Below are 15,332 nucleotides of genomic sequence, written 5' to 3' on the forward strand. Positions count from 1 at the left end.
ATATATATATCAATAAAATCTGTTTGTCTTATAAATATATACCTTTTACTATTTTTTCATCAACACAAATACACAAAAGAATAACTTTAAAAGGGTTTAAGGACTTATGGACACGAAGAAAACATTTGTACCTGTCGAGAGAAATAGTGATTTTTCCATCTACAATTTGCCCTATGGAATTTTCAGTAGTGATTCGTTAAGCCCACGCGTTGGGGTGGCTATTGGCAATCAAGTATTAGACTTAAGCCAGCTAGAATCTGCTGGTCTTTTACCAACCTCAAACATGCCTGTCTTTCACCACAACACGCTGAACCCTTTTATCTCGCTTGGAAAAGCTATTTGGCAACAAACCAGAGCTCGCCTACAATCGCTATTAGATGCAGACAACCCTGAACTGCGTGACAACCAAGCCTTACGCGCTAGCGCCTTGATTGAGCAAGCAATAGTGCAGATGCATTTACCCATTCATGTGCCTTCTTATACGGATTTCTACTCGTCTCGTGAGCACGCCTTTAACGTTGGATGCATGTTCCGAGGCCCAGAAAACGCTCTAATGCCTAACTGGACTGAATTGCCTGTAGGCTACAATGGCCGTGCTAGTTCTGTGGTGGTCAGTGGCACAGATATTGTACGTCCGAGTGGCCAAATTAAAGCACCGGATGCAGAACGTCCTGTTTTCTCCCCCTGCCAAAAACTGGATTTTGAACTGGAAACTGGCTTCATTGTGGGCCGTTCTAACGCATTAGGTGAGCCGATTCCTGTCGAAGAGGCCCACGAGCATATCTTTGGTATGGTATTGCTCAATGATTGGTCTGCACGTGACATACAACAATGGGAATACGTACCGCTAGGACCTTTTAACTCCAAAACTTTTGGCTCTTCTATATCACCATGGGTAGTAACACTCGACGCATTAGAACTATTTCGATGCCCTGCGCCTAAACAAGAACCTCTTCCTCTGCCTTACCTACGCGAAACACGCGATAACAACTATGACATCAATCTTGAAGTATCGTTTGATGTGGCGGGTGAAGAAACGGTGATCAGTAAAACCAACTTCAAATACATGTACTGGACCATGGCTCAGCAACTGACTCACCACGCAATCAGTGGCTGCAACATGCAAGTAGGCGACTTGTTAGGCTCTGGCACCATTTCAGGTAAAGAAAAAGACAGCCGCGGTAGCTTACTCGAACTGACTTGGAATATGTCTGAAGCGTTAACGCTAAAAAATGGCGAATCACGCCACTTTATTGAAGATGGTGACAGTATAGTTATGCGAGGTTACGCGCAAAAAGATAACGTACGAGTAGGTTTTGGTGAAGTACGAGGAAAAGTCCTTCCTGCTCACAATTTCAATTTTTAAGGCAAGACCATGATTCAGCTTTACAGTTATTTTAGAAGCTCAGCGGCATACAGAGTGCGCATTGCTTTGAACCTCAAAGCAATGCCGTATGAGTATATTCCTGTTCATTTGCTAAACAATGGTGGAGAACAACACAGTAGCCACTATGCATCTTTGAATCCTATGAAACTCTTGCCAACGCTGGTGGATAATCAGACTGTACTATCTCAATCATTGGCAATTATTGAGTATCTTGAAGAAGCGTACCCCGATACGATATCACTCCTGCCAGATAATCCTGAGGAGCGTGCTCAAGTGCGAGCTATTAGCCAGATGATTGCGTGTGATGTACACCCTCTTAATAATTTACGAGTACTGCAATACTTAAACCAATCATTTAATGTTGATGATACGCAACGCCAGCAATGGTACATACATTGGATCACTTTGGGCTTTGATGCTCTGGAAAAAGTATTAGTAAAACAACCGGGTAAGTTTTGCTTTGGCGACACGCCAAGCTTGGCCGATTGTTGCCTTGTACCGCAAGTTTACAATGCCAAACGCTTCAATATGAGCCTTGATGCCTATCCACATATTGAGTCCGTCTATAAGCATTGCAAGGATCATCCAGCTTTTATACAAGCTGCACCTGAACAACAACCTGACATGGCTTAACCAATTAAAGGAAACTCTCATGACATTTAAAATAGAACAAATACATCATGTTGCATATCGCTGCCACGATGCCAAAGAGACAGTGGACTGGTACAAGAAAAACCTTCACATGGATTTCACCCTCGCCTTTGCTGAAAACCATGTACCTTCAACCAAAGAACCAGATCCTTACATGCACGTTTTTTTAGATGCGGGTAATGGCAACGTATTGGCTTTTTTTGAGCTACCTACGCAACCTAAAATGGGTAGCGACAAGAATACCCCAGCGTGGGTACAACACATCGCCCTTCGCGTTAAAGATCGCGACACATTAGAAATTGCAAAAGCACACCTTGAAGAAAATAGCATCGACGTACTTGGAATCGTAAACCATGGGCTCTTTCATTCAATTTACTTTTTTGATCCCAATGGTCATCGCATTGAATTGGCTTACGATGATCCAGCTGCAGAAGCAAAAATCGCTCAGATCACTGAAGAAATGAAGCACGATATGCTCAACGAGTGGACAAAAACTAAGCGTGCTCCTGAACATACCAAGTTTTTACACGCCGAAGAATTTGAAGGCTAAAGCGACTAAGTAAAAAGCACAAAATAATAAAAATGATAGGAGCACGATATTATGAACACTTCTTCAGCATCAAAATGCCCATTTCATGCTTCAGCTGAGCTTAACGAAAAGGCGCAAAAGTTTGATATGTTTGGGCCAGAATTTCAGCACTGCCCTGCTACCGCTTTACAGTCATTTCGTGAAGAAAAGCCTATCTTTTTCTCTGAAGAAATGAATTATTGGGTGGTGACACGCTATGAAGACATTCGTGAAATATTCCGTGATCCTGTCGTTTTTTCAGCTCGTAATGTGTTGGAAAAATTCACCCCAGACACCCAAGAAACAGCTGAGATTTTACAATCTTACGATTATGGTATGAACCGTACATTAGTCAATGAAGACGAGCCAATTCACATGGAACGCCGCCGTGAGCTACTGGAAGCATTTGATTCCTCCAAACTTGAAGGACTACGCGAACTTACCAAAACTTTAGTCACCAACAAAGTCGATGAATTTATCGGCCTTGGAAAAGTAGACCTAATGGCCACACTTTTGTGGGACATTCCGGTGATTGTTGCCCTAAAATTTTTAGGTGTCCCTGACGATGATATTTCGGTATTGCAACAGTTCGGTGTAGCACACAAGGTTAACACCTGGGGACGCCCTTCACTCGAAGAACAAAAACACGTGGCCACCAATGTGGGCAAATTTTGGCACTACTCTGGTGAAGTACTAGAACGCATGAAACAAAATACAGAAGGTCAAAGCGGCTGGATGTATGACATGATTCGCAAAAATCAAAGCAACCCTCGCGTTGTGACAGACAACTACCTGCACTCTATGATGATGGCCATTTTGGTAGCCGCTCATGAAACCACTGCCACCGCGACTGCTAACGCTATAAAACACCTTTTATCCACACCAAAGCTTTGGCAAAAACTGCATCACCAGCCGCAGCTTATCCCATCAGCTGTTGAAGAGTGTTTGCGCTATGCAGGTCCTATTGTGTCATGGCGTCGTGAGGCGACCGAAAACGTACAAATAAACGGCGTCGACATTGCCAAAGGGGATAAGCTATTCCTTGTAATGGCCGCTGCCAACCGTGATCCTGAGCAATTTGAAAATCCCGAAGAGCTTGACATATTACGCGACAACGCCAGCGAGCACTTATCTTTTGGCTATGGTGCACATCAGTGTCTAGGGCGCAATATTGGTCGTTTGGAAATGTGTGCGTTTATTGAAGAGCTGACACGTCGTATACCTGATATGACGCTATCCGAGCAAACCTTTACCGCCACCCCCAATACCTCGTTTCATGGTCCTGAAGCACTGTGGGTAGAGTGGAACCCAAAGGCGGTCCAAAGTACGAAAAAAACATCACGTACTTTTCCGATTGGTAACCCAGACAAACGCACCATTGTGCGACCTGCTAGAGTCGTGGCTATTAATACCATCGCCATAGACATCAAGGAAATCATTCTGGCTTCAGAGGATGACACCTTAGCATTTCCTCGCTGGACACCAGGAGCACACATTGAGCTTCACCTCCCAAACGGTTTAAAAAGAAAATACTCTCTTTGTCCAAGCCTAAACGCTGCCCATTACACAATATTGGTTAAACAGGAAACTCTCGGTAATGGCGGTTCAGCATGGATCCACCATAACTTGAGTGTCAGTGATCAATTATCAATTCAAGGACCTAAGAATTTTTTCCCATTAAAACCACATACACAACCCGTTCTACTTATTGCTGGCGGTATCGGGATTACTCCTATGCTATCTATGGCCGAACAGCTTAAGTACGAAAATAAGGAGTTCAGGCTTCTGTACTGTGGTCAGACGCGACAAAGCATGGTGTATACCGATCAATTAGAAAAATTTGCACAAGCGCCCGAACTTTATATTTCAAGTGAAGGAAATCGCATCGATTTAGAGACTTTATTAAAAGTACAGCCGCCAAAGACACACATCTATTCCTGCGGCCCAGAATCAATGATCAACGAGATTCAAATGTTAGCAGAGCGCTATCAACTTGCATTTAGCTCTGAGCTTTTCACCTCAGAAAGCAAAACATTGGATCCCGAAAAAGAAAACGCTTTTGAGGTTGAGTTGATGGATACCGGCAAAACCTATTCCGTCCCAAGAGATAAAACGCTCTTGGAAGTGTTATTAAATAATGACATTGATGTACCTAACGATTGTGCAGAAGGACTTTGCGGAAGCTGTGAGGTACTTGTCGTAGAAGGAGATGAGATAGACCATCGTGATCATGTTCTTACCGCAAAAGAAAAACAAAGCAACCAAAAAATGATGACCTGCTGCTCCCGAGCATCAGGAAAGATAACCATAAAACTTTAAATACATACCAACAATCAAAACAACAATAAAATAGGAAGAAAGCCATTATGTTTAACACCATGCGTTCTCTCGTATTAGCCAGTACCGTTTTAGCGGGATTCAGTACACTAGCCTCTGCCCAAACAGTGCTTAACGTCAGCACATGGCTGCCGCCTACTCACGCACAAAACGCTGTTGTGTGGCCGACATGGGCTAAGTGGGTTGAAGAAGCTACTGAAGGTCGTGTTACCGTTAACATTGAGTACAGCTCTAATAACCCAGGTCAACTTTTTGATATCGTTGAAGATGGCGTATCCGATGCTGCCTTTAGTTTTCATGGTTTTATTCCTGGCCGTTTTAAACTTCAGGAAATAGTCGAGCTACCGGGACTAGGGGTTAATGCTGAAGCGGCTTCCGCTGCTCACTGGCGTACATATGAAAAATATCTCAAAAAAGCGAACGAACATGATGGATTAGAGCTTCTTGCCTTGTTCACTCATGGGGCAGGCGTTATGCAAACAAGCTTTCCGGTTAATAGCCTTGATGATTTAAAAGGTAAAAAAATCCGCATTGGCGGTGGCGTACAAGCTGAAATTGGCAAGCGTTTAGAAGTCATTCCTGTTGCTGCACCTGGCAACAAAGTATATGAACTAATGCAAACCGGAGTGGTAGATGGTGTGTTCATGCCAATGACCGAACAACAAGCTCAGCGCTTATACGAAGTAGCGCCTTATGTTACGGCCCTGCCAACGGGGATGTATATGGGTAGTTTTGTGATGTTCATTAGCCCTGATTTTATGGACTCTCTGAGCGAAAAAGACGCCAATGCTATTCGCAGTGTATCAGGTGAACGCTTGTCTACCATGGCAGGCGCTGCTTGGGATAAAGCTGACATTGCAGCCAAAAAATTTGCTGAAAAAAATGGTGGGGAAGTCGTCGTACTGGATAAAGATCACCCAATCACCTTGTCTTACGCTGAAAAAACAGCCGGTTTAGACAAACAGTGGCTTGAGTCAGTCAAAGACAAAAAAGTTGACGCAAAAGCGGCATTAGACATGCTAAGAGCTGAAGCTCATTCTTATGCCAAAGAGCAACAAAAAGACGCTGGAGCGCTCTAATATGTCGTTTATCTCATGGTTAAACGCAAACTATGAGGATAGAGGGCCAATGAAATGGTTGGCCTTCTTCTTTGAACTGATAGCCGCGAGTACGCTATTTGCTCTTATGGTCCTCACTTGCATCGATGTCGTTGGTCGCTACTTTTTTGACTCTCCCATCCTTGGAGCTACCGAATTAACTGAGATTGGCCTAGCTATCGTCATTTTCTCTGTTATGCCTGTTGTCACCTGGCGTGGCGCACACATTGTAGTCGATTTGATTGACATCTTTATTAAAGATTCTGTATTACGCATATTATCTCTAGTGTCCGCTCTTGTTATTTTTTCATCACTGTATTTTGTGTCTTTTAGAATATGGGCGTTAGGAGCTCGAATGATAAGGAGACATATTACAACGGACTTTTTACATATTGAAGTTGGCTTTTTAATTCAATACATCGCTATTTTAAGCTGGCTTACAGGTATCAGCGCTCTTCTTTATTTTGTGATGTCAGTCTTTAAATCGGCCATCTCAGGAGAAGATAAATGACATTGATATTAACCGGTTTCGCCGTTCTTTTGATCATGATCATGATATTTAGAATTCCAATTGCTTTCTCAATGGGAGTAGTAGGATTCTTTGGTTTTGCTGTTTTAAATGGACTCACTTGGGACAACATAGATAGCTTTCGTTGGAAAATCCCTCTTTCTATGGCGTCGAATCGCATCATTGACACGGCTCAAGATTATGGCCTCTCTATTATTCCCTTATTTATTTTGATGGGTAATTTAATCACTCGATCTGGACTTTCGAAAGAGCTATACAATGCATCTTATGCTTTTTTGTGCCACAGAAAAGGAGGCCTTGCTATGGCTACCATCGTCGCTTGTGGTGGTTTTTCTGCAGTAAGCGGCTCTAGCCTAGCCACCGCGGCTACCATGGCAAAAGTGTCCATGCCTCCCATGAGAAAATATGGCTATAGCGACGCTCTAGCAACGGCTTCTATTGCAGCAGGAGGTACACTAGGTATTTTAATTCCTCCCAGTGTCATGTTAATTGTTTATGGCTTGTTAACAGAAACTAGTATCCGTGAACTCTTTGCTGCTGGGCTTCTTCCTGGAATCTTGGGAATTGTTTTATACCTTGGTGCGGTTAAATACACCGTTTGGCGCGATCCAAAAGCCGGTCCTAATGCAGAGCGTATGAACTGGCGCGAGCGCTTACACGCTCTAAAAGGCGTACGAGACATACTGGGCTTGTTCATTCTGGTTATGGGTGGTATTTACTTAGGTGTTTTTACACCAACAGAAGCAGCAGGAATTGGCGCAGGTGGTGCATTTATTATTGCTCTTTTACGCCGTAGTCTTAGCTTATCGTCTCTCTTCAAGACATTAGCAGACAGTGCTGCACTTCTGCCACTTTATTTGTTATTGTTATTGGTGCGCTGATTTTTTCTGACTTTATTAACCGCGCTGGACTACCCAGTATGATGGTCGACTTTGTGTTATCGCTAGACGTCGCACCAATCATGGTCATTTTCGTCATTTTAATGATTTACATCATTCTTGGCATGGTACTGGAAAGCTTTTCAATGCTTTTACTGACCATTCCAGTGTTTTTTCCAATCGTTGCTGAGCTAGGCTACAGCCTAGTTTGGTTTGGTATCGTAGCGGTGATTGTGGTTGAAATCAGCTTGATCACACCACCCGTTGGAATGAATGTCTTTGTACTAAGCAGTATCATCAAAGATGTTCGTACCGGTACTATTTTTAAAGGAGTACTGCCTTTTTGGATCGCAGACCTCCTACGCTTACTCATTGTAGTCGTCTTTGTTCCACTCTCACTGTGGCTACCCAGCCTAATCTATAATTAATACCTACGATCTCCCCCCACAGTAATGTGGGGATGGATCTAGCAGTCAAGTAAAACTTGGCTACCGCTTTATAGTTGATCCAATACAACCTCGACCATGTCAAAATTATAAAAAATATTAAGTAACTAACAAAAATTTGATGCCCAAAATGCTCGCAATATTATTTCAGTCACCACAAAGTCACATAAAGAAAAGGACTTTCAAGATGGCTTAATTGATATTGCTTGAAGTACCGCATCAGTAATAAAAAAGCAAACAGATATTACTAAATGGGTTAACTATTAAAAGTACGTATAACTTATTTAGAAACACTGCAGAAATGGCACGCCCGAGAGGATTCGAACCTCCGGCCTTCGCCTCCGGAGAGGGAAACAACTATACTGTAAACACTGCATTTTTTATTTGTTTTCTATATAGAACAGAAACTTAGAACACCAAGTGTCACTGTAGATCACTCTACATAATTTTCATGATGTCCCAAAATTGTCCCAATTTCAATCTGTTTGGTCTTGTAATCATGCAATAATATAGTACCACTGAGACACCTCAATTTCTCTAAACATCTACCTAAAGTAAGCTACAATAATACACACTCGATTAATTAGCATGGAGGATATATGCACTTATATGAACATGGTTCGGAATGGAGGCGATGGGATCTTCATGTTCACACTCCTGACTCAGTATTAGAAACGCAGTTTAAAGGTGATTGGGAAGCTTACATAACAGCAATAGAGCAATCTAAATCTGGCGTTGCTGTCGTTGGTATTACTGATTATTACTCTATATCAGGTTACGAAAAGGTCCTTAAATTCCGACAAGCTGGGCGAATGGGAAACATTGAAACAGTTATCCCAAATATTGAATTCAGAATTACACCTAGTACTGGCAGCAAAATTAAAGGCTTAAATATCCACATCCTCATCAGCCCTGATGATCCGAGCCATGTAGAAAATATCAAGAAAGCTTTAAGTCGTTTAATTATTAATTATCACGGTCAAAACTATTCATGCGTAGAAGATCAACTAAGAGATTATGGTAAAGAATTGTGCCCAGATTCAGCGCATTGCGACGTCATCTCATTGAGAGAAGGCATCAATAATTTCAAACCATCTTTTGATATTTTCAAAAAATGGTACAACGAGGAAAAATGGCTAAGAGAAAACTCAATAGTTATTGCTGCAAACGGCTCAAATGATGGTGTATCAGGAATTAAAGATGGCGGTTTCACTGGTATAAAGAAAGACATATACCAGTTTATCGACATGATATTTTCAGCAACACCAAGCGATATAAACTATTTTACTGGCCAAGGAACTAAAAGTAGAGAGAGTATTATTCTTGAGCTTAATCGCCTAATCCCTTGTATACATGGCTCTGATGCGCATGCTATCGACAAGTTGTTTGAGCCAGACCAAAAAAGATATTGTTGGATTAAGGCAGATCCTACTTTTAATGGTTTAAAACAGGTTGTATTTGAGCCAGATCGAGCATTCATTGGCGAACTTTCCCCCGAAACTAAAGCCGACTATCAAACAATAAAGAGAGTGAGGTACATTGATAAGTCAGGTACAAATAAGTTCTCGGACAAATGGATACCACTGAACAAAGACCTAAATACGATTATTGGTGGTAAGTCTTCTGGTAAATCAATGCTTTTGTACCATATTGCAAAGACAGTAAATCCTAATGAAGTATCAGCTAGATTTGAGCTATCGAAGTCATCTACCTACAACAACATACCTGATTTAGATTTTGAGGTTGAGTGGTCGAACGGTGAGATATCCAAACTGTCTGATACAACGCAACAAGTAAAAGCAATTACCTATATACCACAATTGTATATAAACCAATTGGCAGATAAAGATGGTCGAGAAGATTTAAACGCGTTGATATCTAAAACGCTGCTTCAAGACGAAGCATACAGAAATTTCGTTAACACCCTTGAAAGTAAGATTAGATCAACAAACGCTGTCATCAACGATAAAATCGAAATGATTTTTCTATTAACTGATGAGTTCCATAAAACTTATGCGGATCTAAGTGAAATTGGCAATGATGAGTCAGTAAAGGGTGAAATTTTAGCGCTTGAAGCCAAATCAAAAGAAATTAGAGAGAAGTCTCAATGGTCTGAAGCACAAGAAAAGCTTTATTCATCTCTAGTCCATAAAAGACAATCTACGATAAGAGCTAAGAATAAACTTACATACATTCAATCAGGTTTGAATAAGTTCATAGAAAGCGTTAATAACCGACAAGCTCAATGGCTTGAATCAACTAAAAGTCAGATCACTCAAGACTCTGGCCTAATAACTCGCTCAACGGTGCTGAATGGCCTACTAGATTCAATGCAGGTTCAGTTGGTCATCGGTTTTGAAAAAACTAAAGAGCAAGTAAACAGTCGATTACAATCGATTCCAGCAAGGTTAGATGCTTTAGAGGGTAAATTAGACTCTATACATCTAGAATTAAAACCATTAGAAGAAGGAGTCAAAGACAAAGCTGCGTTGGAGAAGTTAAATAGTCAACTTAAAATTGAACGAGAAAAGCTGGTCATAATAAATATAAAACTCAAAGAACTTAGTTCTATCCAAGAGAAAGGCAAAGAATCTATAAAAGAACTTAATGAGCAATATCGTACTCTAATTAATCTATATAGATCCCATTGTAATAAAGTTGTCGAACATCAAATGGATGACAATATAAAAATTGAAGCAAAAGTTGTTATTGATGCAGTAAGGTTTGACTCATTCGTAAGTTGTTATAATAGGTCAGGAACTATTCGCTCGGTCATAAATGATATACAAAACGAAAATGGTGATTATGAATTTAATATTGATACTCATGCTGACTTTGTGGAGAAATCCGCCAACACCATAAGAGGCAATGATGCACCAGCACTTCGTAAGAACCACACTCTTAATGATGCATACAAACATTTGTATGCTGACTATTTTGGCATTGACTTCCTTGTAACCTATAAAAACGACAGTATTGTTCATATGTCACCTGGAAAGCGAGGTTTAGTTTTACTTAGTTTGATGCTTGAGCTAAGCAACTCAACACATCCAATCTTGATTGATCAACCAGAAGATAACTTGGACAACAGAACAATATATTCAGAGCTAAAAGACTTTGTTCGTAGATGTAAAAGCAAACGCCAAATTATGATGGTAACGCATAATGCAAACCTAGTGGTCGCGGCAGATGCTGAATGTGTTGTAGTCGCAGACCAACGAGGACAGTCAGACACTAAAGAGGCATATCGGTTTGAATATATTGGAGGTAGCCTTGAACATAGCTTGAAGACTGATAGCACCTATGATTACCAATCACTTAATGAGCTAGGTATACGGCAGCATGTGTGCCATATCCTTGAAGGGGGCATTAAAGCTTTCAAAGAGCGAGAAAGAAAATACGATTTACTATAGCCCAATCTAATAATATAAAAGTATGCAGATTATGACAACATAGCATCATACTAGGTTGTCATAATACTAAATATAAAGTTACTAAAAACTCAAATAAGAGAGATTTTAACAACTACTTATGAATTCTGGTTCACTGTTAATATTCACATTTAAAGAGAATGACGATATGAATTCAGATAAATACTTTTCTTCTATATCTGCTTCTTTTGAGTCAACGCTGTGTAATAACGAATTAAGCTTACGAAATGCTATTGCATTTTTAACAGACTCAGTAATATCAGCATCAAACGCCCAAGCAATAAACGGAATATCATAGACATCTCTAAAATATTCTAAAACGTCTAAAATGTAGCTACTCATAGCAGTGCTGATACCAAAAAGCCTAACTTCTGTATGACCAACAGCAAGCACAAGCGGTAAAATTTCATCACCAAAGCCATCCTTTTCTCTATTATCAAAAAGACGCTTACCAAGCCCAACAAACCATTTGAATAATTCTGCTTGCGACTCAGGAGCTTCACTTCGTTCCATCAGTGTAGGAAGATTTTTTTCATGACATAAATGATCAAACTCATAAAAAAATAGTCTGGATATGTCCTGTAGCCGCCCTAATTCGATTATTTCCAATAATGATCTGGGGCCTTTTATAAAATCGCCTTCAGTAACTCCATATTTTTGATGTACTAATGATAAATAAATCATAGGTACTTTTTTCCCTTTTTATAACTTGACCATTGCGATGATGTATTACCGCCTTCGCCTGAAAATGATTCTGCTAACTTTTTGTTATTACGACATTTTGATACTTCAAATACTTTTTTATACCAAAATCGCGTACGCAATTCATCTAGCTCTTTTCTCATAATGAACTGTTTCCTTTAGTTTTGGTTCATTTAATAAATAATATTTTAAATTATAATCATATAATTACATAAAACAATAACAAGGTTATTTAATATGACAAATGAAAATATGCTACTAAAAAGTAATGAACTAGCTGAATTACTTAGAACAACAACGGGCTACATAAGAAATCAAATTTATTTGGGGAATGAAGGAAAGACAATACCCCATAGTATAAAAATCGGTAGTAGACGATTATGGATATACGAAGAAGTGAATAAATGGTTAAAAGAAAAACAAAAATATAATAAAAAATAATATTTCATTATCAAATATAAATATTTTTTAAAATATATTTCATAAGGAATATCGGGCTTGGTCTTGGGCTTGGGCTGATTTTTTCCTAAGAGCTTGCTCTTAGCCGCGTGTATGCAATACACATAGTCGGTCACTATGTGTATCTCTAAGATCTATAAACATACACGAACCATATTAGTTTTCCTCTTTCAGAGAAGGTATCGAGTAAAGTTTTAATAAGTATCTAACCATGAAAATAGGGTTCTAATTAGAACCCTATTTTTAAGCATTTATAACTAAATATCTAATGAGATCAATTCACTGAGAGCTTGTTCAATGCTACAGTTTTCTTCAATATCTTCAGATTCTGACGACGATGTTTCATCTTCGCTTTTCACAAATGAGTTCTTTATTGAAGAAACAGTAGTTGTAGAAGCGGAATCAGAAGAAAACAGCAAAAACATCACATTAGTCATTCTTTGTAAAAAAGCGATCAATTCATTACTCCTATGAATTGTTTTTTCTTTCAGCATATGATTAATAATCATATTAACAACTAATAAATGCTCTTCTTTTATCTTGTTGATAATCTCATTATCAACATCAATTTCATTAAGATGAGCAGTGTATCTATATTGACTGTTTTGTAGCAGTCTTTTTTGAGCAGGTGTCATATCACTTTCTCCATTTTATTATTGTTATTTAAAGGATTTAATTTTGGGGTTATTTTCTCTATAAAACTATCTGACATTCCGATTTTTTTAGAAGAAGAATCAATTTTTTTCATACTTTTCAAGTTTTAACTTCTTCTTATTCAATAGATCATTAATATGCTTTGTCTTTTGCTGTATAGCATCAGACCGGGCTAAAGTATCAGATAAACGTTTAGAAGCTTCTTGCTCTATCTTCCATTCTTTTCGAGTCAGTCGACGCCTTTTAGGGCCATCTCTTGCAAGCCCACATGGAATACCAACATCTGCATAATATGCGTCTTGAAACGCTCTCATAGCTTCACTGTATGCTCTCAGCTTGGCTTTTGCGCTAGACTTATTAGCAACGATATTTCTAGCAAAGATGCCGTCGTGAACTCGTCCAATATCTAGACGGCTGCTTTGGTTTAAGTCAGGAACTAATGTAAAATGACAATGCCAGTACGGTTCATCAGAATGAACAACGACTGACTTTAATTGATCACCATATTTTTTCGAAAGAAACTCAATAGTGAGTTTTAGCCATTTTTGTAGATCTTTATTTTCAAAAGAGACTTCATCTGTACGAACAGGGTATGAAGCAACACCTGAAACAAGTATCAACCCATCTTTACGAAATTTTCGCCCTAGATTATCTTTTGCTATATCGGCTTGACTCTCAGCAGATTTAAGTACTTCTAGAGGGTCTGCACCATAAACTAAAATTGGCTTCTTAATTTTCGGAACATGGGAGCATGCATCAGAATCTCTAATTAACTCTTTAATCATGCCTTTAGCACTTTGTTTTTTATTATTCTTACTTGGAATACGAGAATAAGCTTCAACATGAATAAATTGATATCCCGACATAATTTCTTCTCCTAATTCATTCAACATAATAATAACAAATGAATTTTGAGATAGATAATATAAAAAATCATATAAAAATCGAATTTATACCAATATAAACATAGCAATTAAATATAAAATATAATTAAAATAAATTAAATAACTATATAACAATAGTTTTTTAAACACTCTTATATAAATAAGAATATAAACCTATAAAAAATATTTTAAAAAATAAATTTTATTTTTTAAAAATACGAAAATTATAAATAAACATAACTACTTCTTTATATATATTTAATTAATTAATCCATAATTCTTACATTATTGTATGCTACCCTTTAACTAATTTCTGGGTTTGAAAGCAAAGAGACCTCTTAAAAAAACACCCCATAAAAAATTTAAAAAACAAGAAAAACCTCACCAAAACATTAAAACAAAAACATTTCTGGATCTTTCGCGAAGCGGGAAAAAAAGAGATGCTTTTTTGAAATCAAAAGAAAAGAAAAAAACACCTTTTTTTTGCCCCCCCACACTAAAGTAAAAAAGGCTTGTCTATTATTTCAGACAAGCCTTTTTTCTAACTCACATCAAAAGTATTATTTATTTAGTCGCTAATAGCGTAAAGATGCATACAAGCTAAATTGATCATCTGTGACGACAGGAGTGATAAAAAAGTTTCTAGCACTCATTCCCATTTCTGTTATTGCATACTGCACTCCGACTGCTATCGCTGCACCTGTAGCAACATCACGCCAATAGTGATATTCACCATGCACTCTAGAATAACCAACATATAACGGGGTTAAAAGGTGTGAATTTTGAATATCATGCAAGTTCACTACCCAAGGAGACTCAAATAGCACTTGGAGTTGAAGGTTTAAGCAGACTGATTAAAGTAGAAAGTAGTGACTCAGATATGGTGACTATTCAAATATATTCAGCAAATGCCAAAACATGGAACAAAGCCAAGCCAGTAGCTTATATGATGCTACCTGAACGTTTTTTACCTAAAGGTCTAACAGAGCAAGAGCTCAGTCAGATTTTTGGATTTGAAGTCTCAGACAACACAATGCAGCCCACTATTAATTCGGGGGAAGTGGTTTTGGTTTCTAAAGTGGCTAGCAGAGCAATTTTGTCCACAGGTCTATTTGTCGTTGAAACTAGTACAGAAGTTACTATAAGGCGCTTAAAACCCAATTTAACTGGTGCACAGATTAAAGTATGCAGTGACTCTGAACAATACGATGATGAGACACTAAATAAAGATGAACTTAATCAGTCTATTCGAGTACTTGGAAAGGTGCTTGGATCAGTAATTAAAACAATTATTTAGATGACTTTGAAA

At 38.7% G+C, this 15,332-nt stretch carries 14 protein-coding genes and 1 pseudogene; 10 read left to right on the top strand and 5 right to left on the bottom strand.

Annotated features, from left to right (window positions below):
• Nucleotides 1-106: 106 nt before the first annotated feature.
• The 8 genes and pseudogenes from fahA (at nt 107) to AC0L3Y_RS02680 (ending at nt 11,306) form a co-directional block, all read left to right on the top strand.
• Nucleotides 107-1,366 carry a fumarylacetoacetase gene (gene fahA / locus AC0L3Y_RS02645; protein ID WP_473468414.1) on the top strand — a complete coding sequence of 420 codons (1,260 nt, stop codon included), beginning with the start codon at nt 107-109 and terminating at the stop codon, nt 1,364-1,366.
• Nucleotides 1,367-1,375: 9 nt separating this feature from the next.
• Nucleotides 1,376-2,020: a maleylacetoacetate isomerase gene (gene maiA / locus AC0L3Y_RS02650; protein WP_473468417.1), complete on the top strand. Its 645-nt coding sequence runs from the start codon at nt 1,376-1,378 to the stop codon at nt 2,018-2,020.
• A 19-nt stretch (nt 2,021-2,039) separates the two neighbouring features.
• A complete protein-coding gene (locus AC0L3Y_RS02655) occupies nt 2,040-2,588 on the top strand; it encodes a VOC family protein (protein ID WP_473468419.1) in 549 nt (182 codons plus the stop codon).
• 51 nt (nt 2,589-2,639) lie between these two features.
• Nucleotides 2,640-4,925 carry a cytochrome P450 gene (locus AC0L3Y_RS02660; RefSeq protein WP_473468421.1) on the top strand — a complete coding sequence of 762 codons (2,286 nt, stop codon included), beginning with the start codon at nt 2,640-2,642 and terminating at the stop codon, nt 4,923-4,925.
• Nucleotides 4,926-4,972: 47 nt separating this feature from the next.
• Complete coding sequence (locus tag AC0L3Y_RS02665; RefSeq protein ID WP_473468423.1) at nt 4,973-6,022, top strand: TRAP transporter substrate-binding protein; 1,050 nt, start codon at nt 4,973-4,975, stop codon at nt 6,020-6,022.
• Nucleotide 6,023: 1 nt separating this feature from the next.
• Nucleotides 6,024-6,551 carry a TRAP transporter small permease gene (locus AC0L3Y_RS02670; RefSeq protein WP_473468425.1) on the top strand — a complete coding sequence of 176 codons (528 nt, stop codon included), beginning with the start codon at nt 6,024-6,026 and terminating at the stop codon, nt 6,549-6,551.
• Nucleotides 6,548-7,875: pseudogene (locus AC0L3Y_RS02675) on the top strand (TRAP transporter large permease). Before AC0L3Y_RS02670 ends, AC0L3Y_RS02675 begins: the two are co-directional and overlap by 4 nt.
• A gap of 617 nt (nt 7,876-8,492) precedes the next feature.
• Nucleotides 8,493-11,306, top strand: a complete 2,814-nt coding sequence (locus AC0L3Y_RS02680; protein WP_473468428.1) for a TrlF family AAA-like ATPase — start codon at nt 8,493-8,495, stop codon at nt 11,304-11,306.
• Between the two features lie 105 nt (nt 11,307-11,411).
• Here AC0L3Y_RS02680 and AC0L3Y_RS02685 read toward each other — a convergent pair whose 3' ends face one another.
• Together AC0L3Y_RS02685 and AC0L3Y_RS02690 are read right to left on the bottom strand one after the other, a co-directional pair.
• Complete coding sequence (locus AC0L3Y_RS02685) at nt 11,412-12,008, bottom strand: hypothetical protein (protein WP_473468431.1); 597 nt, start codon at nt 12,006-12,008, stop codon at nt 11,412-11,414.
• On the bottom strand, nt 12,005-12,169 hold the full coding sequence (locus AC0L3Y_RS02690) for a hypothetical protein (RefSeq protein WP_473468434.1): 165 nt from the start codon (nt 12,167-12,169) through the stop codon (nt 12,005-12,007). Before AC0L3Y_RS02690 ends, AC0L3Y_RS02685 begins: the two co-directional genes overlap by 4 nt.
• A gap of 94 nt (nt 12,170-12,263) precedes the next feature.
• Here AC0L3Y_RS02690 and AC0L3Y_RS02695 point away from each other — a divergent pair, with 94 nt between their 5' ends.
• The gene (locus AC0L3Y_RS02695) at nt 12,264-12,467 is read left to right on the top strand and encodes a helix-turn-helix transcriptional regulator (protein ID WP_473468437.1); all 204 of its coding nucleotides are present in this window, start codon (nt 12,264-12,266) and stop codon (nt 12,465-12,467) included.
• Nucleotides 12,468-12,742: 275 nt separating this feature from the next.
• Here AC0L3Y_RS02695 and AC0L3Y_RS02700 read toward each other — a convergent pair whose 3' ends face one another.
• The 3 genes from AC0L3Y_RS02700 to AC0L3Y_RS02710 form a co-directional block, all read right to left on the bottom strand.
• Nucleotides 12,743-13,120 carry a hypothetical protein gene (locus tag AC0L3Y_RS02700; RefSeq protein ID WP_473468439.1) on the bottom strand — a complete coding sequence of 126 codons (378 nt, stop codon included), beginning with the start codon at nt 13,118-13,120 and terminating at the stop codon, nt 12,743-12,745.
• 99 nt (nt 13,121-13,219) lie between these two features.
• Entirely contained in the window at nt 13,220-14,032 is an 813-nt protein-coding gene (locus tag AC0L3Y_RS02705) for a plasmid recombination protein (RefSeq protein ID WP_473468441.1), read from the bottom strand.
• A gap of 566 nt (nt 14,033-14,598) precedes the next feature.
• Nucleotides 14,599-14,763: a hypothetical protein gene (locus AC0L3Y_RS02710; protein WP_473468443.1), complete on the bottom strand. Its 165-nt coding sequence runs from the start codon at nt 14,761-14,763 to the stop codon at nt 14,599-14,601.
• A gap of 35 nt (nt 14,764-14,798) precedes the next feature.
• Here AC0L3Y_RS02710 and AC0L3Y_RS02715 point away from each other — a divergent pair, with 35 nt between their 5' ends.
• Entirely contained in the window at nt 14,799-15,320 is a 522-nt protein-coding gene (locus AC0L3Y_RS02715) for a S24 family peptidase (protein WP_473468445.1), read from the top strand.
• Nucleotides 15,321-15,332: the final 12 nt, after the last annotated feature.

It is taken from the genome of Marinomonas sp. GJ51-14 (genome assembly GCF_055808695.1).